The sequence below is a fragment of the Cupriavidus phytohabitans genome (genome assembly GCF_017815025.1).
Taxonomy (GTDB): Bacteria; Pseudomonadota; Gammaproteobacteria; order Burkholderiales; family Burkholderiaceae; genus Cupriavidus.
In genome coordinates, this window is the sequence record NZ_JAGIQB010000020.1 from 25,349 (window position 1) to 51,945 (window position 26,597).

Consider the following 26,597-nt stretch of genomic DNA (forward strand, 5'->3'; position numbering starts at 1 on the left):
GGGAGAGGGAGCACCCACGGGGTGTATTCCAGGGTTCCGGCGGTTCGGGCAAGAAAGCTACATGAATTCGCGAGCGCTCATGCAGCGCTCCGACTGGAGACACCATGTCGATGATCCTTTCCCGCCGCGACCTGAACTTCATTCTGTACGAATGGCTCAAGGTCGATGAACTGACCCGCATTCCGCGCTACGCCGACCACTCGCGCGAGACCTTCGATGCCGCGCTGGATACCTGCGAGAAGATCGCCACCGACCTGTTCGCGCCGCACAACAAGAAGAACGACCAGCACGAACCCGAATTCGATGGCGAGACCGTCAGCATCATCCCCGAGGTCAGCACCGCGCTGAAGGCTTTCTGCGAGGCCGGCCTGATGGCTGCCGGACAGGACTACGAACTGGGCGGCATGCAGCTGCCGGTGGTGGTCGAGAAAGCCGGCTTCGCCTACTTCAAGGGCGCCAACGTCGGCACCAGCTCCTACCCGTTCCTGACCATCGGCAACGCCAACCTGCTGCTGACGCACGGCACGCCGGCGCAGGTCGAAACCTTCGTCAAGCCGGAGATGGAAGGGCGCTTCTTCGGCACCATGTGCCTGTCGGAGCCGCAGGCCGGCTCGTCGCTGTCGGATATCACGACGCGCGCCGAGTATGAGGGCGAATCGCCGCTGGGCGCGCAATACCGGCTGCGCGGCAACAAGATGTGGATTTCCGCCGGCGAGCACGAGCTGTCGGACAACATCGTCCACCTGGTGCTGGCCAAGATCCCCGGCCCGGACGGCAAGCTGATCCCGGGCGTGAAGGGCATCTCGCTGTTTATCGTGCCCAAGTACCTGGTCAACGAGGATGGCTCGCTCGGCGAGCACAACGACGTGGTGCTGGCCGGCCTGAACCACAAGATGGGCTACCGCGGCACCACCAACTGCCTGCTGAATTTCGGTGAAGGCATGAAGTACAAGCCGGGCGGCAAGGCCGGTGCCATCGGCTACCTGGTGGGCGAGCCGCACAAGGGCCTGGCCTGCATGTTCCACATGATGAATGAGGCGCGCATCGGCGTGGGCCTGGGTGCGGTGATGCTCGGTTATACCGGCTACCTGCATGCGCTGGACTACGCGCGCAACCGTCCGCAAGGCCGCCCCGTCGGCCCCGGCGGGAAGGATGCCGCCAGCCCGCAGGTGAAGCTGGTCGAGCACGCCGATATCCGCCGCATGCTGCTGGCGCAGAAGAGCTATGTCGAGGGCGGCCTGGCGCTGAACCTGTACTGCGCGCGGCTGGTGGACGAGGAAGAAGCCGCTGCCGCCGCCGGCGACCAGGAGGCGCATGCGCGCCTGGCGCTGCTGCTCGACATCCTGACCCCGATCGCCAAGAGCTGGCCGTCGCAATGGTGCCTGGAGGCCAACAACCTGGCGATCCAGGTGCACGGCGGCTACGGCTACACCCGCGAATACAACGTCGAGCAGTTCTACCGGGACAACCGCCTGAACCCGATCCACGAAGGCACGCATGGCATCCAGGGCCTGGACCTGCTGGGCCGCAAGGTGGTGATGAAGGATGGCGCCGCGTTCAGGCTGCTGGGCGAGCGCGTGCAGGACACCATCGGCCGCGCGCTGGCCGCGGACAACGCCGAACTGGCCCAGCAGGCGCGCGCGCTCGGCGCCGCAACGAAGCGCCTTGCCGAAGTGACCCAGACGCTGTGGAGTGCCGGCGATTCCAACGTGACGCTGGCCAACGCCTCGGTCTACCTCGAAGCCTTCGGGCACGTGGTGGTCGCGTGGATCTGGCTGGAGCAGGCACTGCTGGCGCAAGCCGCGCTGGCGCAGGCGAGCGGCAAGGAGGACCAGGACTTCTATCGCGGCAAGCTGGCGGCGGCGGCGTACTTCTTCCGCTTCGAGCTGCCCAGGGTCGGCCCCCAGCTCGACTTGCTGGCATCGCTCGACCGCACCACGCTGGACATGCAGGACGCCTGGTTCTGAGCGCTGGTTCTGACCGCGTACTACATCATTCAAAGACAACCAAGGAAGAGACAACATGCGCACCATCCAGCAACTGTTTGACCTGAAGGGCAAGACCGCGCTGATCACCGGCGGCTCGCGCGGCCTTGGCCTGCAGATCGCCGAAGCACTGGGCGAGCAGGGCGCGCGTATCGTGCTGTCGGCGCGCAAGGCCGACGAGCTGCGCGCGGCGCAGGAACACCTGAAGGGCCTCGGCATCGAGGCCGACTGGATCGCTGCTGACGGCTCGCAGGAGTCCGAGATCGCGCGGCTCGCCGACGAAGCGATCGCAAAGCTTGGCCACGTCGACATCCTCGTCAACAACGCTGGCGCCACCTGGGGCGCGCCGGCCGAAGACCATCCGGTGGAAGCGTGGGACAAGGTGATGAACCTGAATATCCGCGGCCTGTTCCTGCTGAGCCAGCGCATCGGCAAGCTGTCGATGATCCCGCGCCGCTACGGCCGCATCATCAACGTGGCGTCGATCGCGGGCCTGGCCGGCAATCCGCCGGGGTCGATGGAAACCATCGCCTACAACACCTCGAAGGGCGCGGTGGTCAACTTCACCCGCACGCTGGCGGGCGAGTGGGGCGAGCACAACATCACCGTCAACGCGCTGGCGCCGGGCTTCTTCCCGTCGAAGATGACCAAGGGCTCGCTCGAGCGCATGGGCGTCGAAGCGATGTGCGCCGGCGTGCCGCTGCACCGGCTGGGCGACGATGAAGACCTCAAGGGCGCTGCGCTGCTGTTTGCCAGCGATGCCGGCAAGCACATCACTGGGCAGATCCTGGCGGTCGACGGCGGCGTCAGCGCGGTCTGAGCGCGTCTGAGCGCGTCTGAGCGCGGCGTGAGCGACAGCCGGCGTTTGCGGCAATAATGCGGGATCGGCGCCGGCGGGAAAGCTGCCGCCGGCGCCTCTCCAACCCCCACTTCCACTCGCATTGCCATGAACCAGTACACCGGCTCCCTGAGCCATATCCCGTTCCTTTCTGATCTCGGCGTGACCTGCAGCCTCGCGGAAGGCGGGCGCAGCGAGATCGCGCTGCCAGTCGAAAAGCGCCACCAGAACAGCTGGGACATGGCCCACGGCGGCGTGATCATGACGCTGCTCGACGTTGCCATGGCGGTGGCCGGCCGCAGCAGCGATGCCGATGGCCGCGGCGTGGTCACCATCGAGATGAAGAGCAGCTTCATGGCGCCGGGCCGCGGCCACCTGACCGCGCGCGGCACCACCGTGCACCGCACCACTACCATGGTGTTCTGCGAGGCCGAGATCGTCGATGCCGACGGCAAGACCGTGGCGCGCGGCTCGGGCACGTTCAAGTACATCCGGCGCATGCCGCCGCAGCGCCCGGGCGAAACCGATACCGGCGCCGACGGCTGAACGCCGGCACCAGGGCAGGCGGGGCGGCTCGCGCCCCGCATAGCACTTTCCACGCAGTTTCCATCTCCCATTGGAAGGAACCCCACCATGTCCAACACGTTCAAGCGCATCGTCCTGGCCTCGCGTCCCGAGGGCGCGGTGACGCCGGCCAATTTCCGCCTGGAAGAGGTGCCGGTGCCGCAGATTGCCGACGGCCAGGTGCTGGTGCGCAACCATTACCTGTCGCTCGATCCCTACATGCGCGGCCGCATGAACGACAGCAAGTCGTATGCCGCGCCGCAGCCGCTCAATGAGGTGATGATCGGCGGCACCGTCGGCGAAGTGGTGGAAAGCAAGAACAGCAAGTTCAAGCCGGGCGACAAGGTGGTCGGCATGTTCGGCTGGCAGGAAATGGGCGTCAGCGACGGCACCGGCCTGCAGCCGGTCGATACCACGCATATCCCGCTGTCGGCCTACCTCGGCTCGGTCGGCATGCCGGGCGTGACCGCATGGTATGGCCTGAACAAGATCATCCAGCCCAAGGCGGGCAAGACCATTGCGGTCAGCGCCGCGTCGGGCGCGGTCGGCAGCGTGGTGGGACAGCTGGCCAGGCTGGCCGGCTGCCGCGCGGTCGGCTTTGCCGGCGGCAAGGACAAGTGCGACTACGTGGTCAATGAGCTGGGCTTCGACGCCTGTATCGACTACAAGGCGGCGAAAGACCCGAAAGAGCTCTACACCATGCTCAAGGAGGCCACGCCCGACGGCATCGACGGCTATTTCGAGAACGTCGGCGGCGAGATCTTCGACGCCGTGCTGTCGCGCATGAATGCCTTCGGCCGCATCGCCATGTGCGGCATGATCGCCGGCTATGACGGCCAGCCACTGCCGCTGAAGAACCCGCAGCTGATCCTGATCTCGCGCCTGACCATCGAGGGCTTTATCGTCTCAGAGCACATGGACGTGTGGCCGCAGGCGCTGAAGGAGCTGGGCACGGCGGTCGCGCAGGGCAAACTGAAGTTCCGCGAGAGCATTGCCGAAGGCCTGGCGAGCGCGCCTGAAGCCTTCATGGGCCTGCTCAAGGGCAAGAACTTCGGCAAGCAGCTGGTCAAGCTGGTCTGAGCGCAGCACCGGCACGCTGCGTTCCCACGGGGCGTGCCGCGCAGGACAACGCAGGCAAGACAAGAGGAGGAGACACCCATGAATGCCCCGCAAGTTCCGCAAGTTCCGCAAGTCCGGCAAGTTCAGCAAGGCACAGGCGACGAGATCGGCGCCGGCCTGCCTGAAGAGGTCAAGGCCCGCTACCGCAACCTGCCGCGGCCGCCGCAGTTCGCCACCGTGGGCGAGGAGCGCCTGCATCGCAAGCAGCGCCTGGCCGCCGCCTTCCGTCTGTTCTCGAAATTCGGTTTCGACGAGGGCGTTGCCGGACATATCACCGCGCGCGATCCCGAGTTTCCCGACACGTTCTGGGTCAATCCGTTCGGCGTGCATTTCAGCCAGGTCAATGTCTCCAACCTGATCCGCTGCGACCACCACGGCGACGTGGTGGAGGGCGACTACCCGGTCAATGCCGCGGCCTTTGCGATCCATTCGCGCGTGCATCAGACCCGTCCCGACGCGATCGCTGCCGCGCACTCGCACAGCACCTATGGCCGCGCCTGGTCGACACTGGGCCGCCCGCTCGACGCGCTGACGCAGGACGTGTGCGCGTTCTACAACGACCACGCGGTCTATGACGATTTCGGCGGCGTGGTGGTGGAGCTGGACGAGGGCCAGCGCATCGCCAACGCGCTCGGGCAGAACAAGGCCGCGATCCTGCAGAACCACGGCCTGCTGACGGTCGGCAAGACCGTGGATGAAGCGGCGTGGTGGTTCATCACCATGGAACGTTCCTGCCAGGTGCAGCTGCTGGCCGAAGCGGCCGCCGCGCGCACGCAGGCGCCGCTGAAGGTGATTGCCGACGCTGCCGCACGGCAGGCGTATTCGATCGTCGGCACCGCGCAGGCGGGCTGGTTCCAGTTCCAGCCGCTGTATGCGCGCATCGTCAAGGAACAGCCGGACCTGCTGGACTGAGCGGCCGCCGCAAAGCGTTGCAATGCGGCCGCCGCATGGCGGCCATCCCTGCAGTCGATCCACAACCGTGAGGTGGCACGCATGGCAGACATCATCCTTCACCAGTACGCAACCTCGCCGTTCTCGGAAAAAGTACGGCTGCTGCTGGGCGCCAAAGGCCTGGCGTGGCAGGCGGTGGAAATTCCCGCCATCCTGCCCAAACCAGATCTGCTGGCGCTGACCGGCGGCTACCGTCGCACGCCGGTGATGCAGGTCGGCGCCGACATTTACTGCGACACGGCACTGATCTGCGAAGTCATCGACATGCTGGCGCCGTCACCGCCGCTGTATCCGCCCGCGCAGGCCGCGGCGGCGCGAGTGATGGCGGCCTGGTTCGACAGCGCGCTGTTTACCGCTTCGGCGACCTACGTGTTTCAGCCGGCCGGCGTCGCCAGCATGCTGGGCCATCTGTCGCCAGCGCAGATCCAGGCCTTTGTCTCCGACCGCAAGGCCATGCGCGGCGATACCAACGCGCTGCGCATGCCGCTGCCCGAGGCCACCGCGCAGCTGCACGAGACCTTTGGCAGGGTCGAAGCGCAGTTCGCCGCGGGCGTGGAGCATGTCGCCGGACCATTGCTGTCGGTGGCGGACTTCTCGCTGTACCACAACCTCTGGTTTATCCGGCGCGCCGGCGCGCTGGCGCAGATGCTGGAGGCCTATCCCAGGCTGCAGGCCTGGTATGCGCGCATGAATACCTTCGGCCACGGGCGTCCGCGCGTGATCGATGGCGAGCTGGCCATCGGCATGGCGCGCAGCGCGGATCCGGTTGCGCTCGAAGAAGGCGTGCGCGAGGGCGAAGGCCTGCAGCCGGGCGACCCCGTCACGGTCACGCCCACCGACTACGCGCGCGACCCCGTGGCCGGCGTGCTGCTGGCGCTGGGCCCGCACCGCGTCACGCTGCGCCGGCAGGACCCGCGCGCCGGCGCGCTCAACGTGCATTTCCCGCGGCAGGGCTACCAGGTGCAGCGCGCCGCCTGAACCGGCGCTGCGCCGCTGCGCGCGGCAATTCCTCCAATTGATTTCACGCGACAGGACAGACGACATGAAGGATTTTTCTAACAAGGTAGCCGTCATCACCGGCGGTGCTTCGGGGTTCGGCAAGGAATTCGCCCGCATCGGGGCGGATCTCGGCATGAAGCTGGTGCTGGCCGACGTGCAGGAAGACGCCCTGGACGCGACCGTGGCCGAATTCAAGGCGCGCAACGTGCCGGTGATCGGGCTGCGCACCGACGTGTCGCGCGCCGAGCAGGTGCAGGCGCTGGCCGACGCGGCGATGGAGGCGTTCGGGCAGGTCAACCTGCTGTTCAACAATGCCGGCGTGGGCGCCGGCGGACTGCTCTGGGAAAACTCGCTGCAGGACTGGGAATGGGTGCTCGGCGTCAATCTCTACGGCGTGATCCACGGCGTGCGCATTTTCACGCCGCTGATGCTGGCCGCCGCAGAAAAGGACCCGTCGTACCAGGGCCATATCGTCAACACCGCGTCGATGGCGGGCTTGCTCAACCCGCCTGCGATGGGCGTGTACAACGTGTCCAAGCACGCGGTGGTGTCACTGTCGGAATCGCTGTACCAGGACCTCGGCCTGGTCACGGAGCAGGTGCGCTGCTCGGTACTGTGCCCGTACTTCGTGCCCACCGGCATCAGCCAGTCGCAGCGCAACCGGCCCGCGGAGCTGGCCAACCAGGCGCCGCCGACGCGATCGCAGCTGGTGTCGCAGGCGCTGTCCGACAAGGCCGTCGGCTCCGGCAAGGTGACTGCCGCCGAGGTCGCGCACAAAACCTTCGATGCCATCCGCGCCGATAGCTTCTATATTTATTCGCATCCGCAGGCACTGGCGCCGGTGCGCCAGCGCTTCGAGGACATCGTCGGGCCGCGCAACCCCGGCGATCCCTTTGCCGACAAGCCCGAAGTCCGCGCGGGCCTCGTGGCCGCGCTGCGCGGCTGACACGCCAGAGCCACCAACGAGGAGCCACGCACATGGAGACCACCATGGCCGCCCCCGCCGTGATCCGGCATCTGCAATACGCCAGCCTGTCCAACGGCACCCGGTTGCACTACGCCAGCGCAGGCGAGCGCGGCAAGCCGCTGATGCTGTTCGTGCACGGATTTCCCGAGTTCTGGTACGAATGGGAAGCCCAGCTGGCCGAATTCGGGCACACGCACTTCGCCGTCGCGCCCGACCTGCGCGGCTACAACCTTTCGAGCAAACCGGGCGACGTGGAGTCCTACCGGCCGCGCCATATCGTGGAAGACCTGGTGCAGTTCATCGGTGCGCTGGGCTATGACCAGGCCATCGTGGTGGCGCACGACTGGGGCGGCGCGATCTGCTGGAACCTGGCGATCCAGTTCCCGCGACTCGTGCGCCAGCTCGTCATCATCAACTCGCCGCACCCGTACCTGTTCGCGCGCGCGCTGGCCACCGATTCGGAGCAGCAGGCCGCCTCCGCCTACATGAACTGGCTGCGCAAGCCCGGTTCGGAAAAGGCATTGGCCGCCAACGACTTTGCGCTGCTGGACCGCATGCTGGCCGAGGCCGACGGCAAGCCGGCCGCGTGGTACACGCCGGAGACACGCGAGCGCTACCATGCCGCGTGGTCACAGCCTGGCGAAGAGGGCGTGCATCCGCTGACCGGCGGCGTCAATTTCTACCGCGCCTCGCCGATGCGGCCGCCGGGGGACGGCGAGGTGGGGCCGGATCTGTCGCAGCTAGATCCGGCCAGGTTCGTTGTCCGCGTGCCGACGCTGGTGATCTGGGGCGAACGTGACCGCGCCTTGCCGAAATCGCTGCTCAATGGCCTGGAGGACTTTGTCACGGACTTGCGCCTGGAGCGCATCCCGGACGGTACCCACTGGGTCATCCACGAGCAGCCGGAGCATGTCAATCTGCTGATCCGCAGCGCATTGCCAGCGGGTTAGTACCGCCATGGGTGACACAACAAGATCGGAAAGGAGACGGGCCTGCGCCCCAGGTTCTGGCGCAGGCCCCGCCGCACGCCCGCCGCAAGCGTCAGGCCAGGCGCTCGCGGTACAGCCGGTAGTTCTCGTCGTCGAAGCAGACGAAGGTCACCTGTTCGATCTCGGGCGCTGCCGCCAGCGCTTCGCGCACCGCGGCGATGGCGATATCCGCCGCGCGCTCGCGCGGAAAGGCGTAGATGCCCGTGCTGATGTTGGGGAAGGCGAGCGTGCGCAGGTGATGCTGCGCGGCCACGCGGATGCTGTTGCGGTAGGCGTTGGCGAGCTGTTCGTCCTCGCCCTGGCCGCCGCCATGCCAGACCGGGCCAACCGCGTGGATCACGTACGGCGCGGGCAGGCGCCCGCCCGTGGTGATGACCGCCTCGCCGGTGGGGCAGCCGCCCTGCGCGTCGCGGATCGCGCGGCAGGCCTCCATGATGGCGGGGCCGCCGGCCCCGTGGATGGCGCCGTCGACGCCGCCGCCGCCCAGCAGCCCGCTGTTGGCTGCGTTGACGATGGCATCGACTTCCATCCGGGTGATGTCGCCATGGACTACCTGCAGGTGCTCGCCGGTCATGTCGTCTCCTGGTTTGAGAGCGCACCCGCCGCGGTGCCGGCGGGCCACATTGCTGCTATGCACTACATGGATTGCTCAAGCATACGCCGATAATCTGCCGCGCTGGCCTCTTTCGGGTTGGTCTTGTGGCAATGGTCGGCCAGCGCGCCGGCGATGACCTTGTCGAACATGTCCTCCGTGACGCCCATCTGGCGCAGGCCGGTGGGCAGGCCCAGGCGTGCCGTCATGTCGTGCACGGCCTGCGCGATATCGGCGCCGTCGGGCAGATGCATGGCGCGGCGCAGGCGCGCGTAGCGGTCGTCGCGCACGACGGTGGGCGCGTCGGCGTTGAAGCGCAGCACCGCCGGCATCACCACCGCGTTGAGCGTGCCGTGATGCAGGCCGGTGCGGCCGTCGATCTTCAGCCCGCCCAGCGGGTGCGACAGCGAATGCACGCAACCCAGCCCCTTCTGGAAGGCCATCGCGCCCTGCATCGATGCGCTCATCATGTTCAGCCGCGCATCGCGGTCCTGGCCGTCGCGGGTGGCGCGCTCGATATGGGTCCAGCCGCGCTCCAGGCCGTCCAGCGCGATGCCGTCGGCGGGCGGGTTGAAGGCAGGCGCCAGGTAAGTCTCGATGCAGTGCGCGATCGCGTCCATGCCGGTGGCCGCGGTCAATCCGGCAGGCAGGCCCAGCGTCAGCTCCGGATCGCAGATGGCCGACTTGGGCAGCAGGTGCCATGAATGGAAGCCCAGCTTGCGCCCGTCGTCCAGGATGATGATCGCGCCGCGCGCCACTTCGCTGCCGGTGCCCGAGGTGGTCGGCACGGCGATCAGCGGCGCGGCCTGGTCGGTGATCTTGCCGCTGCCGCCTTCGATGGTGGCATAGGCGGTCAGCTCGCCCGGATGCGTGGCGAGGATGGCGATGCCCTTGGCCAGGTCGATCGACGATCCGCCACCAACGGCCACCAGCCCGTCGCAGTTGGCTTCGCGGTATTGCTCCGCGGCCTTGCGCACCATCGCCTCGGTCGGGTTCGACGGGGTCTCGTCGAATACCGCGACCGGCAGGCCCTGCATGGCGTCGATGGCGCGCTGCGCCACGCCGGCGGCAACCACGCCCTTGTCGGTAACCAGCAGCGGACGGCGGATGCCGATGCGCTCGCATTCCGACTTGAGCAGGCTTACCGCGCCGAAATCCAGGTGGATGTGGGTCAGATAGTAGATGAACGCCATATTTGCTTGTCTCCTGCAGGGATCTGCCGCGAACCGGGGTCCGGATAAGGCACTGGCCAGGCGCGCCGCCTTCGGTTTCAATGGGTTGTCGGAGCCCCCGCGCCGCGCGTCAGCCGATCATCGCGCAAAAACTGGCCGCGTGGCAGGCTGACGTGGGGCTGTCGGGGTTATCTCGTACTGCGTCGTCTCAGAAACATCTGGCATCATACTGAAATCGAACGATCGTTCACTATTCGAACTTCCACCGATGCGGGCAGCGTCCACGAGACGCTCGCCATTGCAGCCGAAGCGCAGGTTTAACTGATTTTTCATGTCCGCCGTACCATCCTCCGTCAACCAAACGCCCGGCCTGCCGTCGGCTCCGCTCGACCCGCTGGTGGCACAGCTGCTGGAACTTATCGCCCGTGCCAAGCGGCCGCCGATCCACGCCCTGGACCCGGAGGACGCCAGGATCGCCTACGAGAAGAGCGCGCCGATCCTCGACATCAGCCCGCTCGCCGTGCACGGGACCGAAGACCTGCACGTGCCCGCGCGTGACGGCCATGCCATCCCGGCGCGGCTGTACACGCCGCGCGAGGCCAGCTGGGCCGAGCCGCTGCCGCTGCTGGTGTACTTCCACGGCGGCGGCTTTACGGTCGGCAGCGTCAATTCGCACGATGCGCTGTGCCGGCTGCTGTGCGGCCAGGCCGATTGCATGGTGTTGTCGGTGGATTACCGCCTCGGGCCGCGATGGCGCTTTCCGACCGCGGCCAACGACGCATTCGACGCGTTGCACTGGGTCTTTGCCGAAGCCGGGCGGCTGGGTGCCGACCCGGCCCGCATCGCGCTGGGCGGCGATAGCGCCGGCGGCACGCTGGCCGCTGCCAGCGCCGTGGAGGCGCGCAACGCGGGGCTCGCGCCGGTGCTGCAGATGCTGCTGTATCCCGGCACCTGCGCGCGCCAGGACACGCCATCGCATCGCGCGCTGGCCGAGGGCTACCTGCTGACCGCCGAGATGATCCGCTGGTTCTTCGCCCAGTACCTGGACCAGGAAGCCAGCCGCGACGACTGGCGCTTCGCCCCGCTGGACGGTGGCGGCAGTGGCGCCGACGTGAACAATGTGTGCCCGGCCTGGGTCGCCGTGGCGGGCTACGACCCGCTGCATGACGAAGGCGTCGCCTACGCCGCCAAGCTGCGCGCCGCCGGCGTGCCGGCCATGCTGGCGGACTACCCCGGCATGATCCATGATTTCTTCAAGCTGGGCCGGTTCGTGCCGGCGGTGGCGCAGGCACATGCCGATGCCGTCGCCGCGCTGCGAGCCGCGTTCGGCCTATCCTGACAACACGCAGCACCGATCTTTCCAGCAGTGACTTGCAGCACAAGGAGACCTAGTCAAATGCAACGCCGCCAATTTATCGCCCGCGCGGGCCTCGCCGCCGCCACCGCAGCCATCGGCCTGACCGCCATGCCTGCCCAGGCGCAGGCAGACAAGTTCCCGCAGCGCCCGATCCGCCTGGTGATCGGCTATACCGCCGGCGGCTCCACCGACATCCCGTTCCGCGTCCTGGCCGAGAACGCTTCCAAGATCCTGGGCCAGCCGGTGATCGTCGAGAACAAGCCCGGCGCTGGCGGCGTGCTGCCCGCGCAGATGATGCAGGCCACCGCGCCCGACGGCTACACGCTGGCGCAGGTCGCCATGCCGGTCTATCGCCTGCCGTACACCACCAAGATCAACTGGGACCCGGTCAAGGACCTGAGCTACATCATCAACCTGGCCGGCTATTCGTTCGGCCTGGTGGTGCCGGCCGATTCGCCGATCAAGACCATGCAGGAGTACGTCGCCTACGCCAAGGCCAATCCCGGCAAGCTGACCTACGGCTCGCCGGGCAGCATGACCACGCTGCACCTGACCATGGAAGAGCTGGCGCTGAAGCAGGGCGTGCAGTTCTCGCACATCCCGTACAAGGGCAATGCCGAGTCGATGCAGGCGCTGCTGGGCGGCCACGTGATGTCGGTGGCGGACACGCCGGCCTGGGCGCCGTACGTGGAGCAGGGCAAGCTGCGCCTGCTATCGACCTGGGGCGAAAAGCGCTCGGCGCGCTTCCCCAATGTGCCGACGCTGAAGGAACTGGGCATGGGCATCGTGCAGACCTCGCCGTTCGGCCTGGTCGCGCCCAAGGGCACCGATCCGAAGATCGTGCAGAAGCTGCATGACGCCTTCAAGAAGGCGATGGAAATGCCCAACTACCGCGAATCGCTGGCCAAGTTCGACATGGAGCCGTTCTACATGAACAGCCAGCAGTACTCGCAGTTCGCCGCCGAAACCGTCAAGAAGGAAAAGGCGATCATCGAGAAGCTGGGCCTGGCCAAGCCGCAGTAAGCCAGCGCCAGACGCATTCAACCAGGCCGCCGCGCCTGCCGGCCCTGTGCCGGCGGGACGGCGGCCTGATGCTTTGCATCGCGCCGACAGACAACCAAGGAGACCACGTCAATGGCCAAAGAGGCGTTCCGCCATATCATCCCGCTGCGCGTGCGCTGGTCCGAAGTCGATCCGCAGTCGATCGTCTTCAATGCGCACTACCTGACGTATTGCGATATCTGCGTGACCGAGTACTGGCGCGCGCTGGGAATCCGCTATCCGGAGGATGTACTGCACGCGCACGGCGTCGATATCTTCGTGGTCAAGTCCACGCTGGAGTATCACGCGTCGGCGCGCTTTGACGATGAGCTGGAACTGCGCGGGCGCATGGCGCGGCTGGGGCGGTCCAGCATGTTGTTCCGGGTGGAGATGTACCGGGGCGACGAGCACCTGATCACCGGTGAGATCGTCTATGTGTGCGCGGATCCGGCGACGCAGAAGTCGGCGGCGATCCCGGGGGTGGTGAGGGAGATTATCGAGGGGTATGAGGTGGTGAAGCCGGCGGGGTAGCCCGCCCCGACGAGGCTTCATATCCCGCTTGTTTGCTCCCCTCTCCCACTTCGCGGGAGAGGGGAGCGATTGCAGGGGGTGATGGCAAGCTCCCGCGTCTTTGCGTACGACTAGCTTGCCGCGGCGTCAGCTTACTTCCCCACCCCCGCATCCTCCATATAAGCCCGGATCACCGCATCAAAGCTGGCATCGCTCTCGAACCCCAGCGACAGCGCCCGCTCGGCATTCCACGCCGCCGGCCACGTGCCGACGATCTTCTCGACGCGCTCTTCGCGTTCCCACGTCACGCGATCCGCCACCGCATCGCCGGCCACGCGGCGCAGCGCGTCAACCATGCCAGCTGCCGTCACCGACAGCCCCGGCAGGTTGACCACGCGTCGGTTGCCCAGCCGTTCGCCGGCCAGTTCGATGCCGTTGACCAGCGCCGCCACCGCCGCGCGCGGCGACAGCAGCCACAGCTTCGTTTCCGGCGCCACCGGGCAGTTGGCCGTCACGCCCGCCAGCGGCTCGCGGATGATGCCGCTGGCGAACGACGAGGCCGCCGCATTGGGCTTGCCCGGGCGCACGCTGATGGTCGGCAGGCGCAGCACGCGGCCGTCGACGAAGCCGCGGCGGCTGTAGTCCGACAGCAGCAGTTCGCCGATCGCCTTCTGCACGCCGTACGACGATTGCGGGTTCAGCGCGGTGTCGTCCTGCACCACCGGCGGCAGCTCGCCGCCATAGACCGCGACCGAGCTGGTGAACAGCACGCGCGGCTTGTGGCCCAGCTCGCGGCAGGTTTCGAGCAGCGCGCGCGAGGCGTCGAGGTTGACGCGCATGCCCAGCTCGAAATCCGCCTCGGCCTGGCCGCTGACCACGGCGGCGAGGTGGAACACCGCGCCGGTGTCCTTGTCGATGGCCTGGCGCAGTACCGCGGGATCGGACAGGTCTCCGGTCACCACGCGCACGCGCGCATCGTCAAGACCTTGCGGCGCGACCACGTCGAGCAGCGTCAGGCGGTCGAAGGCGACGGCCTGGCCGTCCAGGTTCAGGGTGCCGCGTTGCAGCAGCCGGGCGAGTTGCAGGCCGAGGAAGCCGGCGCCGCCGGTAATCAGTACGTTCATGGCAAGAGATCGGTAATGGTTGTTGGATCAGCGGCCGAGGTAGGGCTTGAGCCAGCCCAGCCCTTCGGACGTGCCGGCGCGCGGGCGGTATTCGCAGCCGATCCAGCCCTGGTAGCCGAGCGTGTCGAGCAGGTCGAACAGGTACGGATAGTTCAGCTCGCCCAGGTCCGGCTCATGGCGCTCGGGCACGCCGGCGATCTGGATATGGCCGATGCCGGGCATGTCTCGCCTGAGCTTCATGGCGATATCGCCCTCGACGATCTGGCAGTGGTAGCAGTCGAACTGCACCTTCAGGTTGGCCGCGCCGACTTCCTTGCAGATCGCCTGCGCGTCGTCCTGGCGGTTCAGGAAATAGCCCGGCATGTCGCGCGTGTTGATTGGCTCCAGCACGATGGTCACGCCCTGCGCGGCGGCCGCCTTCGCGGCGAACGCGACGTTTTCCAGGTAGGTGGCACGGTAGCGCGCGCGGTCGGCATCGGCCGGCACCAGGCCTGCCATCACGTGCACGCGGTCATTGCCGATCACGCCGGCGTATTCCAGCGCGCGGCCCACGGCGTCGCGGAATTCCGACTCGCGCCCCGGCAGCGATGCCAGGCCACGCTCGCCGGCGGCCCAATCACCCGGCGGGGCATTGAACAGCGCCTGGGTGAGACCGTTCGCGTCCAGGCGCGCGCGCAGCTCGCTGGCGGGGTGCTCGTACGGGAACAGGTACTCCACCGCCTGGAAGCCGTCCGCCGCGGCAGCGGCGAAGCGATCCAGGAAAGCGTGCTCGTTGTACATCATCGAGAGATTTGCGGCGAAGCGCGGCATGGGAACTCCAGGGCGTAGGACGAAGCCGGTCCGGTCGCGGTCAGCGCGACCGGACCGGCCGGATTTCAGCGGTTGACCAGTTTAGCCGGCGTCAGCCACACCAGCACGGCGCCGACCACCAGGATCGCGGACAGCACGTACATCGGCAGCTGTGTGCTGTGCGTCAGGTCCTTGAGCGCGCCGACCATGTACGGCGACACGAAACCCGCCAGGTTGCCGACCGAGTTCACGACGGCGATGCCGGAGGCGGCGGCGATGCCGGACAGGAATGCGGTGGGCAGCGACCAGAACAGCGGCGCGCAGGTCAGCACCCCGGCGGCGGCCAGCGACAGCGCGGCGATGGACACGGTCGTATTGTTGGTGAACGAGGCGGCAATGGCAAAGCCCGCCGCACCCATCAGCGCCGGCACGATCAGGTGCCAGCGGCGTTCCTGGCGCGCATCGGCGCTGTGCCCGAGGATGTTCATGACGATGATGGCGCAGATGAACGGGATTGCCGACAGCAGGCCGATCTTCAGGTTGCCGGTGACGCCGCTGGCCTTGACCAGCGTGGGCATCCAGAAGGTCAGCGCATACTGGCCGGTGACGAAGCAGAAGTAGATCAGGCACATCCACCACACGCGGCGGTCGCTGAACACGGCGCCCAGCGAGTGGCCATGGGCCTGACCGGCGGCGGCGCCGGCCTTCTGCTGGTCTTCTTCAACATTGCGCTTGAGCACGCGCTTTTCATCGGCGCTGAGCCACGGTGCCTTGTCGATGCCGTCGCGCAGAACGAAGATCGTCACTACGCCGATCACCAGCGCGGGCAGGGCTTCCAGCAGGAACATCCATTGCCAGCCGCTCATGCCATGCGTGCCATTGAAGGCATCCATGATCCAGCCCGACAGCGGGTTGCCGAACATGCCGGCGACCGGGATGCCCGACATGAACAGCGCGATCATCTTGGCGCGGCGGTTGGCCGGGTACCAGTAGGTCAGGTACAGGATCACGCCGGGATAGAAGCCCGCCTCGGCCAGGCCGAGCAGGAAGCGCATCACGTAGAACTGGGTCGGCGTCTGCACGAACACGAATAGCGCCGAGATGATGCCCCAGGTGATCATGATGCGCGCGATCCAGATGCGCGCGCCGATCTTGTGCATCAGCAGGTTGCTGGGCACTTCGAACAGGAAGTAGCCGATGAAGAACAGGCCGGCGCCCAGGCCGAACACGGTCTCGGAAAAGGCCAGGTCCTGGCCCATCTGCAGCTTGGCGAAACCCACGTTGACGCGGTCGAGGTAGGCGACCACGTAGCACAGCATCAGGAACGGCATGATGCGCCAGAACACCTTGTTATAGGCGCGTTTCTCGATCTGGGTGTCGGTATCGAGCCGGGCGTTGCCGCCCAGGCTGTCGAAGGCGGGCACGCTGGCCGCCGGTTGGTTGGATGGCATCGGTGGTCTCCGGGTAGGGTGAGTCTGGTCTAGTAATGGGTTGCGGCCACGCGATGCGCAGGCATGCGCGTGCCCCGCACGGTGGCCGCAAGGCAACCGCGCCGGTCAGATCCGTATGGCCGTGGTCAGTCGGAAAAAACGGGTGGCAGTGCTACCAGCGCGCCTGGAAGGCGTCGCGCAACTCAGTCAGTGCGCCGTCGGGCAGCGCCGCGCGGGCGGCGAAGCCCGGCGCGTCCTTCATCATCATCCATAGCTTGGCGGTCTCCTCCAGTTCTTCCAGCGCGAACGCGGCGCGCGAGACGCTGGACTCCCACACCACCGGACCGAGGCGCTCCAGCAGGACGCCGCGCACCTGCGCGGCCAGCGTGGCCACGCGCGCGGCGACCGCGGGATCGCCGGGCCGGTGATAGGGAATCAGCGGGATATGGCCGACCTTCATCACGTAGTACGGCGTGAGCGGCGGCAGTACGTCGTCCGGTTGCCAGACACCGGCCAGCGTCAGGGCCACGAGGTGCGTCGAGTGCGTGTGCACCACGGCGTGCGCCCCGGGGTTGTTGTCGTAGATCGCGCGATGGAGCGTGAGCGTCTTGGACGGCTTGTCGCCCGACACCCAGGTGCCGTCCGTCGCTACCTTGGCGACCGCGGCGGGATCCATCGTGCCCAGGCAGGCGTCGGTCGGTGTGATCAGCCAGCCGTCGTCCAGCCGCGCGCTGATATTGCCGGCCGAGCCGACTGTATAGCCGCGCTGGTAGAGGCTGGCGCCGATGCGGCAGATCTCTTCGCGCAGCTGGCTTTCCGTGGACATCATTGACCTCCCAGCTGCCGCAGCGCTTCGTCGAAGAAGTCGGGGCCGCCGAAATTGCCAGACTTGAGCGCCAGTGCCAGCGGCGTGGCGCCCAGCGTGACCGTGGCCGGCACGCCGGGAGCGATCTGCGCGCCGATGCGCAGCGCGCGCACGCCCAGCGCCTGAACGACGGCGCCGGAGGTTTCGCCGCCGGCGACCACAAAGCGGCGCGTGCCACGTGCGAGCAGCCCGGCGGCAACCGTGGCCAGGCATTGCTCGACCAGGTGGCCGGCACGCTCGATGCCCAGCTCTGCCTGCACGGCCTTGACTTCGTCGGGGCTGGAGGTGGCGTAGACCAGCACCGGCTCGTCGTGCGACGCGGCAAAGTCCAGCGCGGCGTCGGCCACGGCTTCGCCGCGCGCCAGCGCGAGCGGGTCGATGCGCAGCGCCGGGCGGCCTTGCTCCAGCCAGCGGGCCACTTGCCGGTTGGTCGCGCGCGAGGCGCTGCCGGCCAGCACCACGCCCGGGCCATCGATGGCGGGAACCGCGTCGGCATCGCCGCGCTGCGGCAGCAGGCCGGCGCGGCGGAAATTCCCGGGCAGGCCCAGCGCGATGCCGGAGCCGCCGGTGATCAGAGGCAGGCCGGCGCAGGCTTCGCCCAGCGTGAACAGATCGGCGTCAGATACCGCATCGGCAATCGCCAGCCGCACGCCGTCGTGGCGCAGCGCCGCGATGCGCTCGGCCGTGGCCTGCGCGCCGCGCGCCACGGCGTCGTAGCGCAGCAGGCCGACCTTGCTCTGGCTCTGGCTCTGGCGCTGCAGCACGCGCACCAGGCTTGCATCGGTCATCGGCGTCAGCGGATGGTGCTCCATGCCCGACTCATTTAGCAGCGCGTCGCCCACGAACAGGTGGCCGCGGAAGATAGTGCGGCCGTTCTCGGGGAAGGCGGGGCAGGCGATGGTGAAATCGCTGTCCAGCGCGGCCAGCAGCGCTTCGGCGACCGGGCCGATATTGCCGGCATCGGTCGAATCGAAGGTCGAGCAGTACTTGAACACGAACTGGCGGCAGCCCTGCGCGCGCAGCCATTCCAGCGCGGCCAGCGATTGCGCCACGGCTTCTGCGGCGGGAATGGTGCGTGACTTCAGCGCGACCACCAGTGCATCGGCTTCGCCGATATCGGCCACGGACTCAGGCACGCCGATGGTTTGTACGGTGCGCATGCCATTGCGCACCAGCGTGTTGGCGAGGTCGGTGGCGCCGGTAAAGTCGTCGGCGATACAGCCAAGGAGCGCGGTCATCGTCAATGCTCCTTACTCAGCCTTGCCCGGCAGTTCGATGCCCGGGAAGATCTTGATCACGGCCGAATCGTCTTCGCCGCCATGGCCGGCGGTGGAAGCCATCATGAACATCTGGTGCGCGGCGGCCGACAGCGGCAGCGGGAACTTGCTGGTGCGCGCGGTGTCGAGCACCATGCCCAGGTCCTTGACGAAGATGTCGACCGCCGACAGCGGGGTGTAGTCGCCCTTCAGGATATGGGGCACGCGGTTCTCGAACATCCACGAGTTGCCCGCGCTGTGCGTGATCACGTCATAGAGCGCGTCCGGGTCCACGCCTTCGCGCATGCCGAGCGCCATCGCCTCGGCCGCGGCGGCGATATGCACGCCGGCCAGCAGCTGGTTGATGATCTTGACCTTGGAGCCCGCCCCGTGCGTGGCGCCCAGGCGGTATACCTTGCCGGCGATGGCGGCCAGCACGTCCTCGGCCAGTGCGTAGGCTTCGGCGGGGCCCGACGTCATCATGGTCATTTCGCCGCTGGCGGCGCGCGCGGCCCCGCCGGAGACCGGCGCGTCCAGCATCAGCAGGCCCTTTTCAGCGAGGCGGCGGCCCAAAGTCTCGGCAAAGCCCGGCGGCACCGTGGCGCTGGCGATCACCAGCTTGCCCGGCTGCATTTCGGCCACTGCGCCGTTGGCGCCGAACAGCACGGCCTCGGTCTGCTGCGCATTGACGACCAGCGTCAGCACCACGTCGCAGCGGCTGCCCAGCTCGGCGGGCGACGCGCACGGCACGCCGCCTGCATCGGCAAAGCGCTGCAGCACTTCGGGGCGCAGGTCGCAGGCGTGCACGTTGAAACCGGCACGCAGCAGCGACTGCGCGACACCAAAGCCCATGGCACCAAGGCCGATGACGCCGATATTCCTGGACATAGAGGGACTCCTGAATCTGATATGGGAAAGGCTTGAAGGATGCGGACGGCGTCAGTTCGACGCGCCCCGCGTGCCGGCGGCTTCATCGCCGGCGGAGCCGCTACCATCGGCATCCTCGTCGGCACCCAGCTGTGCCAGCCGGCGGGCGGCGTTGTACATGTGGTTCTGCGCGGCATTGCGCGCGGCCAGCGGGTCGCCGGCGCGGATCGCCGCGACGATGGCCTGGTGTTCCTCGCGCACCTGGCGCGAGAAGTCGGCGCGGCGCGCCTCGTTGGTCCGGGTCACGCGGGTGGCCGTTTCCAGGTACTGGCTGAGGAATTCCAGCGTTTTCAGGAAGTAGGGGTTGCCGGTGGCGCCGGCGATGGCGCGATGGAAGGCCACGTCCGCGGCCACGCCGTCGCCGCCTTGCCCGACTTCCTCGCCGATGCGCGCCAGCGCGGCATCGATGGCGGCCATCGACGCATCGGTGCGGCGGCGGGCGGCCTGCGCGGCCACTTCGGCCTCGATCGCGCGGCGTAGCTCGACGATCTGCAGCACAGCTTCCAGCGTGCCGGTGTCGGTGTAGTCGATGCGCAGCGGCCGGATGCCGGCCTGCAGCGTCACGAACACGCCGCTACCCTGGCGCGACTCGACCACGCCTTCGTACTTCAGCCGGGAAATCGCCTCGCGCACCACGGTGCGGCTGACGCCGAACTCTTCGGACAGCACTGCCTCGGTGGGCAGCTTGTCGCCGCGGGCAAAGGCACCGTTCTGGATCTTGTCCAGCAGTTGTTCGGCGACGTTGTCGGTCAGGGCGCGGGCAGGGACTTTCTGGAACATGCGGATTCCCCGGGTTATTGGGTAATAAGGTCATCATACAAATTTGCCGGAGCGATGCCGACCCCGGGCAAACCCTAGCATGGTGCAATTGCAGTTGCCAATGCGCCACTTTGGTGCTTCGCCGCTTGGCCGGGGCTGGCGTATCATGGGCGCCCGTCCCGGGGCCGCAAACCTGGGATACCGGATTTCTGCCTATTACTGCCTTAGTCAGGCCCCAACCACCATGCCAGTCACCGTCCTGATCTGCCCCTGGTCCGAAGCGCGCGAACGTGCCCGTGCGATCCGCTACACCGTGTTCGTCGAAGAGCAGAACGTGCCGGTGGAACTGGAATGGGATGAATGGGACGAGCCCAGCTGGCACGCGCTGGCGCTGGCCGAGGATGGCACGCCGGTGGCCACGGGCCGGCTGCTGCCCGATGGCCATATCGGCCGCATGGCGGTGCTGAAAGGGGCGCGCGGCACCGGTGTCGGCGCGCTGGTGCTGCAGGCGCTGATGGAAAAGGCCGCGCAGCTCGGCTACCCGGAAGTGGTGCTCAATGCTCAGACCCATGCCGCGCCGTTCTATGTGCGCGCCGGGTTTGCCCAGTCGGGGGAGGAGTTCGAAGAAGCCGGCATCCCGCATATCGAGATGCGCAAGCGGCTGGCGGGCTGAGCGCCCGCTGCCACCATTACCGCGGTGCCTGCATGATGCGGGTATCGCGCGGCAGGTTCAGCTTGCCGTGGTATGAGACCTCGCCGATGCGGCCGGTGGCATCGAAGCTGCGCTCGCTCAGGTCGAAGCGGCCGTCGTGCCGCACGCGCAGCACCGTGCTCGCGCGGGTGCCGTATGACTGCGAGCGGATAAACGCCGACGACAGCAATTTCTCCCACTCCGGTGCGACGCCGGTGGAGGGCAGCTCGAAATCCGCAGCCTGCCGCTCGTCGGCCAGCATTTGCAGGTACGGTTCGGCACTGGCATCGGCCCGCCCGCTGTCGGCCGCCAGCACCTCGGCGAGCGCGCCTACGCGGCTGCGCACCTTGGGCCAGGGGGTGTCGAGCAGCGCATTGGACAACCCGTACAGGCCCGGCCGCAGCTTCTGCGGCTGGCGCGTGGCCGAGCGGTTGCTGTACCACCAGAGTTCGCGCAGGTCGCAGGCTAGCAGGTTGAAGCCGTTGTAGCAGCCGTCCTGGCCGGCCAGCCCGTCGAGATAATCGGACGGCGCGTCATGGCCGCGCAGGAAGCCGGCCACCAGCTCGCCGCGTGAGCGGGCGTCGGTGCGCTTCTCGGACGGGGCCCGGTAATTGGTCAGCGCGGCAAAGCGTCCGTCGGCGTTGACGCCCATCCAGGTGCCGGGCTCGCCGATGACGTCCGCCAGGTCGCGTCCGGCCAGCACGTGCGGCGCATCCTGCCACCAGTGCACGGCCGCCGCGGGGCGGACATAGAATTCATCGCGGTTGCCGGCGACGACCAGGGCATAGTCCGGGTGGGATTGCCAGGCAACCAGGATCAGGCACATCGTTCGACTTCCTTTGCCGCCGGGGGCGCTGGGGGCGGTGATTCCAGTACTTCGCGTTTCGGCAGTTCCGGGACGCTACAGCACGTCCAGGTCGATAAAGTGTTCGGCCTGCCGCTCGCCGTCCACCCACTGGTCCAGCCCGCTCTGGCGCCACAGGCCGGCCAGCGTGACATCGAAGGCGGGCGGCACGTCGGCGTAGCATTCCATCCAGGTCTGCACGCCGGCTCGGGTCTCGGGCCTGCGCATCAGCGTACCACCAATTCCGGTCGCCTCGGCAACCGTCTCCATCCAGCGGTGCCAGAGCGGCAGCGCTTCGGCGGCAACAGCCTCTGGCACGCGGAAATAGACGAACAGGTGGTCGCTCATGGCAGGTTCCGCTTCTGAAAAATCAGCCCGCCGCCTGGGCAGCTTCGCCCAGCGGCACGTCGTAGGGCAGGGTGGCGGTCGCCAGCGCCTCGCCTTCGGCGCTGCCCAGCCGCAGCGCGCTGCCGGCGGCGTCGATCTTCAGCTCGGCCAGCCCGGCCCAGCCGCCCTGCGGCGCGGGCGCGGCATTGACGATCATGCCGCACGGCTGGCCGGGGTCTTCCGGCCGGTAGACCTCCGCCGCGGGCACAGGCACCTCGCCCTCGCCCTGCACCAGCCACATGCGGCGCTTGAGCGTGCCGCGGTACTGGCTGCGCGCGACGATTTCCTGGCCCGGGTAGCAGCCCTTGCGGAAATTCACGCCGCCGACCAGCTCGAAATTGATCATCTGCGGCACGAACTGCTCCTGCGTCGCGGCGACGATGCGGGGCAGGCCGGACTGCACTTCCAGCCAGTCCCACAGCGTCGGCGGCGCGTCCTGCAGCTTGCCGGCCAGCGCCGCGCGCACGGCGTCGGCGCGCTCGGCGGGCAGCACCAGTTGCCAGCGCGGCTGGCCGGCGGCGTCCGGCAGGCGGATCACGCTGATGCCGTTGGCCTCGGCCACGGCAAAGGGCGCTTCCGGCGCCGGCAGGTCCGCGGCGGCCAATGCGGCGGCGCCACCGGCACCGGCGACGCCGACGATCGCGCTGGCGGGCGTGATATCGGCCAGCCTGGCCTTGGAGCGCAGCACGAACATCGACAGCCGCTTCTGCACCGCGGCCTGGATATCGGCGGACAACTGCAGCACGATGCCTGCGGCATCGCGCCACATCAGGAAGGAGGCGAGCAGGCGCCCCTTGGGCGAGCAGTAGCCGGCCAGGCGCGCGGTGCCCGGCTCCAGGTCCTCGACCGCATTGGTGAGTTGGGTGTGCAGGAAGCTGGCGGCATCGTCGCCAGCCACGCGGATCAGTCCGAGCCCGGCGGGGGCACAGACGATTCCGCCGGACTGCAAGGATTCAAGGCTGGCGGCGAGTTCCGGGGCTTGGGCATTCATCACTGGCATTGCGAAATCGTGGCGATCGTCGGGACGAATCGGGTTGTGTCGGGTTGTGTCGGGTTGCATAGGCACCGTTGGCGGCGCGCGCGGCCGGGGTGCGCAAGAGGCGCAGGAGCCGCCGCGCATGGTAGGTGCGAGGCTGCCGGTTATTATATGGGGCTACGAGATTTTCGGCCGGGGCGCCGCAGTCTCACCCCCGATCCTGATACATGAAACGTTTTTTCCTTCGCCTGGGCCTGGCGGTCCTGGTACTTGCGCTGGCGGCCGCCGGCGGCTTTGCGTGGTGGGCCAATCACCCGCTGGCGCTGAACCGTTCGCCGGTCGTCGAAGTGGTGATCAAGCCCAATTCCGGCGTGGCCAGCGTCGGCCGCCAGATCCAGCGCGGCGGCGTCGGCATGGACCCGCGGCTGTTCGCGTTGCTGGTGCGCCTGACCGGCCACGGGTCCGACCTGAAGGCCGGCGGCTATGAATTCGAGACCGGCGCCACGCCGCTGTCGGTGATGGGCAAGCTGGTGCGCGGCGAGGTCACGCACTACGTGGTCACAGTGATCGAGGGCTGGGAATTCCGCAAGATGCGCGCGGCGGTCGATGCCAGCCCGGCGCTGCGCCACGATACGCGCGACATGTCCGACGCGGAGCTGATGAAGGCGATCGGCGCCGCCGAGACTTCGCCCGAGGGACTGTTCTTCCCGGACACCTACCTGTTTGCGCGCGGCAGCAGCGATATCGACCTGTACAAGCACGCCTATCGCGCCATGCAGCGCCGCCTCAATGAAGCCTGGAACGCGCGCGCGCCCGACCTGCCGTACAAGTCCGCGTACGAAGCGCTGGTGATGGCATCGATCGTGGAGAAAGAAACCGGGCAGGCCACGGAGCGCCCGATGATCGCCGCGGTGTTTATCAACCGCCTGCGCAAGAACATGATGCTGCAGACCGACCCGACCGTGATCTACGGCCTGGGCCAGACCTTCGACGGCGACCTGCGCAAGCGCGACCTGCAGGCTGACACCCCGTACAATACATACACCCGCACCGGCCTGCCGCCCACGCCGATCGCGCTGCCGGGCCTGGCCTCGCTGGCGGCGGCCACCGCGCCGGCACCGTCCGATGCGCTGTACTTCGTCGCCCGCGGCGACGGCAGCAGCCATTTCTCCAACTCGCTACCCGAACACAACCGCGCGGTCGACAAGTACCAGCGCGGCAAATAGGCATTCCATGCGCGGAAAATTCATCACCTTCGAAGGCATCGACGGCGCCGGCAAGAGCACCCATATCGAATGGGTGGCGGGGCGGCTGCGCGCGCGCCCCGGCATTCCCGCCGTGGTCACCACCCGCGAGCCGGGCGGCACGCCGCTGGGCGAAGACCTGCGCCAGCTGCTGCTGCACCGGAAAATGCACCTCGAGACCGAGGCGCTGCTGATGTTCGCGGCGCGGCGCGAGCATATCGCCGAGGTCATCGCGCCCGCACTGGCGCGCGGCGAATGGGTCATCTCGGACCGGTTTACCGATGCCACCTTCGCCTACCAGGGCGGGGGCCGGGGCCTGCCGAGGCAGCGGCTCGAAGTCCTGGAAGACTGGGTGCAGGACGGCCTGCAGCCGGACCTGACGCTGCTGTTCGACGTGCCGCTGGAAACCGCCAGCGAGCGGCTGGCCGGGGCGCGTGAACCTGACAAGTTCGAGGCGGAATCGCGCGCGTTCTTCCAGCGCACCCGCGATGAGTACTTGCGCCGTGCTGCCGCGGCGCCGGGGCGCTTCCGCGTGATCGACGCCACGCGCAGCATCGAGGCGATCCGCGAGGAACTTGGGCAAATCATCGCAACCCTTTAATCGATCTGGCAGCACTATGTGCGGATGATGATGGCGAAGCCCATGCGCTGCCATAACCCGATTTTCTAAGCCAACACGTCAAAGATCGCGGCTAACCCACTGATTCACATGCTCTATCCCTGGCAGAAGGAAGACTGGCAACGGCTCGGCATCCTGCGCGAACGGCTCCCGCATGCATTGCTGATCCATGGCCAGCAAGGCATCGGCAAGCGCGACCTGGCGCTGCATTTCGCGCAAGGGCTGCTGTGCGAGGCACCGCGTCCCGACGGCCAGCCCTGCGGCCAGTGTTCGGCGTGCCACTGGTTCAGCCAGGGAAACCACCCCGATTTCACTGTCGTGCGCCCCGAGGCGCTGGATGCCTCGGCCGAGCCCGATACCGACGAAGGCGGCAAGAAAAAGGCGCCGAGCAAGATCATCCGCATGGAGCAGGTGCGTGCGCTGATCGATGCGGTGGGCGTCGGCACGCACCGCGCGGGCCTGCGTGTGGTGGTCGTGTATCCGCTCGATGCGCTGCAGACCGAGGGCGCCAACGCGCTGCTGAAGACGCTGGAGGAACCGCCGCCGTCGACCGTATTCCTGCTGGTGACCGACCGGCTCGACCGTATCCTGCCGACCATCCTGTCGCGCTGCCGCCAGTTTTCGGCGCAACGCCCGACGCCGGAGGCGGCGCTCGGATGGCTGCAAGGCCAGGGGGTTGCCGATGCCGAGGCCCAGCTGGCGCAGGCCGGTGGTTCGCCGCTGACCGCGCTGCACGCGGCCGAGGCCGAGGAGCAGCCGCTGCAACGCCTGCTGGTCAGCCAGCTGGGTGCGGGTGCCGCGTTCGACGCCTCCGCAGTCGCCGAACAACTGCAGAAGCTGCCCGTGCCCGCCGTGCTTGGCATCCTGCAGCGCTGGACGTACGATCTGCTGAAGCTGCGGCTGGATGCCGCCGGCGGCACCGCGCCGCGCTACTTCCCCAAGGAGCGCGCCGCGCTGGCGCGCTGCGCCGGGGCCACCGACGCGCACCGGCTGCAGGCCTATGCGACGCGGCTGACCGCGCATCGCCGCAGCGAGAACCATCCGCTGGCGGCAAGGCTGGTGATGGAGGCAGTATTCCTGGAGTACCGGCAGCTGTTCCGATAAGGCAGCGCCATTGCAGCACAAACCCATAACAACAAGCAGCATCGTCATTCAGGGGGGTCAACCATGAACACTGCAGCGACCGGGGCGCCACCGACCGCCCCGCTGGGCGCGCCGACCGGCAGCGGGGCGGCATCGCGTCCCAATGTGCTGTCGTTGTCCATCAAGGACCAGGCCGGTCTGTACGCGGCCTATATGCCGTTCCTGGCACGCGGGGGCATTTTCGTGCCGTCGAACCGGCCGTTCCGGCTGGGCGAGCAGGTGTTCCTGGTGCTGTCGCTGCTGGACCGGCCGCAGAAATACCAGATCGCGGGCCAGGTGGCCTGGATCACTCCGGCGGGCACGCCGATGAAGACCCCCGGCGTCGGCGTACACTTGCCCGACGACGACAACGGGCGCAACCTGCGCCGCGCGGTGGAGGAAATCCTGGGCAAGCTGCTGGAGTCCGGGCGCCCCACACAAACCTTATGAAGATTGCGAAAACAGTTTCGCAATCCATTG

The 26,597-nt window shown here is 67.7% G+C and carries 28 protein-coding genes; 16 read left to right on the top strand and 12 right to left on the bottom strand.

All coding sequences use genetic code 11. From position 1 onward, the window contains the following. Positions 1 to 104 precede the first annotated feature (104 nt). From J8I34_RS15680 to J8I34_RS15715, 8 genes are all read left to right on the top strand, one after another. Positions 105 to 1,967 carry an acyl-CoA dehydrogenase gene (locus J8I34_RS15680; protein ID WP_209806393.1) on the top strand — a complete coding sequence of 621 codons (1,863 nt, stop codon included), beginning with the start codon at positions 105 to 107 and terminating at the stop codon, positions 1,965 to 1,967. Positions 1,968 to 2,022: 55 nt separating this feature from the next. Continuing rightward, positions 2,023 to 2,805: an SDR family oxidoreductase gene (locus tag J8I34_RS15685; protein ID WP_209776043.1), complete on the top strand. Its 783-nt coding sequence runs from the start codon at positions 2,023 to 2,025 to the stop codon at positions 2,803 to 2,805. A gap of 126 nt (positions 2,806 to 2,931) precedes the next feature. Further along, positions 2,932 to 3,369 carry a PaaI family thioesterase gene (locus J8I34_RS15690; protein WP_029048196.1) on the top strand — a complete coding sequence of 146 codons (438 nt, stop codon included), beginning with the start codon at positions 2,932 to 2,934 and terminating at the stop codon, positions 3,367 to 3,369. Between the two features lie 87 nt (positions 3,370 to 3,456). Continuing rightward, positions 3,457 to 4,467: an NADP-dependent oxidoreductase gene (locus J8I34_RS15695; RefSeq protein ID WP_209776042.1), complete on the top strand. Its 1,011-nt coding sequence runs from the start codon at positions 3,457 to 3,459 to the stop codon at positions 4,465 to 4,467. A 78-nt stretch (positions 4,468 to 4,545) separates the two neighbouring features. Continuing rightward, the gene (locus J8I34_RS15700; RefSeq protein WP_209806394.1) at positions 4,546 to 5,418 is read left to right on the top strand and encodes a class II aldolase/adducin family protein; all 873 of its coding nucleotides are present in this window, start codon (positions 4,546 to 4,548) and stop codon (positions 5,416 to 5,418) included. An 81-nt stretch (positions 5,419 to 5,499) separates the two neighbouring features. Next, positions 5,500 to 6,435 carry a glutathione S-transferase family protein gene (locus J8I34_RS15705; protein WP_209806395.1) on the top strand — a complete coding sequence of 312 codons (936 nt, stop codon included), beginning with the start codon at positions 5,500 to 5,502 and terminating at the stop codon, positions 6,433 to 6,435. A gap of 64 nt (positions 6,436 to 6,499) precedes the next feature. After that, the gene (locus J8I34_RS15710) at positions 6,500 to 7,402 is read left to right on the top strand and encodes an SDR family oxidoreductase (protein ID WP_029048200.1); all 903 of its coding nucleotides are present in this window, start codon (positions 6,500 to 6,502) and stop codon (positions 7,400 to 7,402) included. 32 nt (positions 7,403 to 7,434) lie between these two features. Further along, positions 7,435 to 8,373, top strand: coding sequence for an alpha/beta fold hydrolase (locus J8I34_RS15715; RefSeq protein WP_209806396.1), 939 nt, complete (start codon positions 7,435 to 7,437; stop codon positions 8,371 to 8,373). 91 nt (positions 8,374 to 8,464) lie between these two features. Here J8I34_RS15715 and J8I34_RS15720 read toward each other — a convergent pair whose 3' ends face one another. Next, positions 8,465 to 8,986, bottom strand: a complete 522-nt coding sequence (locus J8I34_RS15720) for an O-acetyl-ADP-ribose deacetylase (protein ID WP_029048202.1) — start codon at positions 8,984 to 8,986, stop codon at positions 8,465 to 8,467. Between the two features lie 62 nt (positions 8,987 to 9,048). Beyond that, on the bottom strand, positions 9,049 to 10,197 hold the full coding sequence (gene gbd, locus J8I34_RS15725) for a 4-hydroxybutyrate dehydrogenase (protein WP_209806397.1): 1,149 nt from the start codon (positions 10,195 to 10,197) through the stop codon (positions 9,049 to 9,051). 310 nt (positions 10,198 to 10,507) lie between these two features. On the opposite strand from gbd, the gene J8I34_RS15730 reads away from it, so the two are divergent. The 3 genes from J8I34_RS15730 to J8I34_RS15740 all read left to right on the top strand — a co-directional run bounded on the left by J8I34_RS15730 (position 10,508) and on the right by J8I34_RS15740 (position 13,105). After that, complete coding sequence (locus tag J8I34_RS15730) at positions 10,508 to 11,515, top strand: alpha/beta hydrolase (protein WP_209776038.1); 1,008 nt, start codon at positions 10,508 to 10,510, stop codon at positions 11,513 to 11,515. A gap of 57 nt (positions 11,516 to 11,572) precedes the next feature. Continuing rightward, positions 11,573 to 12,556: a tripartite tricarboxylate transporter substrate binding protein gene (locus J8I34_RS15735; protein ID WP_209806398.1), complete on the top strand. Its 984-nt coding sequence runs from the start codon at positions 11,573 to 11,575 to the stop codon at positions 12,554 to 12,556. Between the two features lie 111 nt (positions 12,557 to 12,667). Further along, entirely contained in the window at positions 12,668 to 13,105 is a 438-nt protein-coding gene (locus J8I34_RS15740) for a YbgC/FadM family acyl-CoA thioesterase (RefSeq protein ID WP_209806399.1), read from the top strand. 131 nt (positions 13,106 to 13,236) lie between these two features. On the opposite strand, the gene denD is transcribed toward J8I34_RS15740, so the two are convergent. The 7 genes from denD to J8I34_RS15775 form a co-directional block, all read right to left on the bottom strand. Then, positions 13,237 to 14,208 (bottom strand): D-erythronate dehydrogenase, encoded by a 972-nt coding sequence (gene denD, locus J8I34_RS15745; RefSeq protein ID WP_209806400.1) that lies wholly within the window; start codon positions 14,206 to 14,208, stop codon positions 13,237 to 13,239. Between the two features lie 27 nt (positions 14,209 to 14,235). Beyond that, positions 14,236 to 15,018, bottom strand: a complete 783-nt coding sequence (gene otnI / locus J8I34_RS15750; RefSeq protein WP_209806401.1) for a 2-oxo-tetronate isomerase — start codon at positions 15,016 to 15,018, stop codon at positions 14,236 to 14,238. A 65-nt stretch (positions 15,019 to 15,083) separates the two neighbouring features. Beyond that, positions 15,084 to 16,448, bottom strand: a complete 1,365-nt coding sequence (locus tag J8I34_RS15755; protein WP_029048209.1) for an MFS transporter — start codon at positions 16,446 to 16,448, stop codon at positions 15,084 to 15,086. A gap of 151 nt (positions 16,449 to 16,599) precedes the next feature. Then, positions 16,600 to 17,253: a 3-oxo-tetronate 4-phosphate decarboxylase gene (otnC, locus tag J8I34_RS15760; protein WP_209806402.1), complete on the bottom strand. Its 654-nt coding sequence runs from the start codon at positions 17,251 to 17,253 to the stop codon at positions 16,600 to 16,602. After that, positions 17,253 to 18,530 (bottom strand): 3-oxo-tetronate kinase, encoded by a 1,278-nt coding sequence (otnK, locus tag J8I34_RS15765; RefSeq protein WP_209806403.1) that lies wholly within the window; start codon positions 18,528 to 18,530, stop codon positions 17,253 to 17,255. Before otnK ends, otnC begins: the two co-directional genes overlap by 1 nt. Before the next feature lie 12 nt (positions 18,531 to 18,542). After that, positions 18,543 to 19,436 (bottom strand): L-threonate dehydrogenase, encoded by an 894-nt coding sequence (gene ltnD / locus J8I34_RS15770; RefSeq protein ID WP_209806404.1) that lies wholly within the window; start codon positions 19,434 to 19,436, stop codon positions 18,543 to 18,545. A 51-nt stretch (positions 19,437 to 19,487) separates the two neighbouring features. Continuing rightward, positions 19,488 to 20,255 carry a FadR/GntR family transcriptional regulator gene (locus tag J8I34_RS15775; RefSeq protein ID WP_245175951.1) on the bottom strand — a complete coding sequence of 256 codons (768 nt, stop codon included), beginning with the start codon at positions 20,253 to 20,255 and terminating at the stop codon, positions 19,488 to 19,490. 223 nt (positions 20,256 to 20,478) lie between these two features. Here J8I34_RS15775 and J8I34_RS15780 point away from each other — a divergent pair, with 223 nt between their 5' ends. After that, positions 20,479 to 20,907, top strand: coding sequence for a GNAT family N-acetyltransferase (locus J8I34_RS15780; RefSeq protein WP_209806405.1), 429 nt, complete (start codon positions 20,479 to 20,481; stop codon positions 20,905 to 20,907). 16 nt (positions 20,908 to 20,923) lie between these two features. Here J8I34_RS15780 and J8I34_RS15785 read toward each other — a convergent pair whose 3' ends face one another. The 3 genes from J8I34_RS15785 to ygfZ form a co-directional block, all read right to left on the bottom strand. Beyond that, positions 20,924 to 21,751, bottom strand: a complete 828-nt coding sequence (locus tag J8I34_RS15785; protein WP_029048214.1) for an NRDE family protein — start codon at positions 21,749 to 21,751, stop codon at positions 20,924 to 20,926. 75 nt (positions 21,752 to 21,826) lie between these two features. Then, positions 21,827 to 22,117: a DUF4936 family protein gene (locus tag J8I34_RS15790; protein ID WP_029048215.1), complete on the bottom strand. Its 291-nt coding sequence runs from the start codon at positions 22,115 to 22,117 to the stop codon at positions 21,827 to 21,829. A gap of 22 nt (positions 22,118 to 22,139) precedes the next feature. Further along, on the bottom strand, positions 22,140 to 23,156 hold the full coding sequence (gene ygfZ, locus J8I34_RS15795; RefSeq protein ID WP_209806406.1) for a CAF17-like 4Fe-4S cluster assembly/insertion protein YgfZ: 1,017 nt from the start codon (positions 23,154 to 23,156) through the stop codon (positions 22,140 to 22,142). A 203-nt stretch (positions 23,157 to 23,359) separates the two neighbouring features. Between ygfZ and mltG the strand changes: the two genes are divergently transcribed. The 4 genes from mltG to J8I34_RS15815 all read left to right on the top strand — a co-directional run bounded on the left by mltG (position 23,360) and on the right by J8I34_RS15815 (position 26,567). Then, positions 23,360 to 24,358, top strand: coding sequence for an endolytic transglycosylase MltG (mltG, locus tag J8I34_RS15800; protein ID WP_029048217.1), 999 nt, complete (start codon positions 23,360 to 23,362; stop codon positions 24,356 to 24,358). Between the two features lie 7 nt (positions 24,359 to 24,365). Then, positions 24,366 to 24,977, top strand: a complete 612-nt coding sequence (tmk, locus tag J8I34_RS15805) for a dTMP kinase (RefSeq protein WP_029048218.1) — start codon at positions 24,366 to 24,368, stop codon at positions 24,975 to 24,977. Between the two features lie 108 nt (positions 24,978 to 25,085). Continuing rightward, the gene (locus J8I34_RS15810) at positions 25,086 to 26,099 is read left to right on the top strand and encodes a DNA polymerase III subunit delta' (protein WP_209806407.1); all 1,014 of its coding nucleotides are present in this window, start codon (positions 25,086 to 25,088) and stop codon (positions 26,097 to 26,099) included. Between the two features lie 63 nt (positions 26,100 to 26,162). Continuing rightward, positions 26,163 to 26,567, top strand: a complete 405-nt coding sequence (locus J8I34_RS15815) for a PilZ domain-containing protein (RefSeq protein ID WP_029048220.1) — start codon at positions 26,163 to 26,165, stop codon at positions 26,565 to 26,567. Positions 26,568 to 26,597 lie beyond the last annotated feature (30 nt).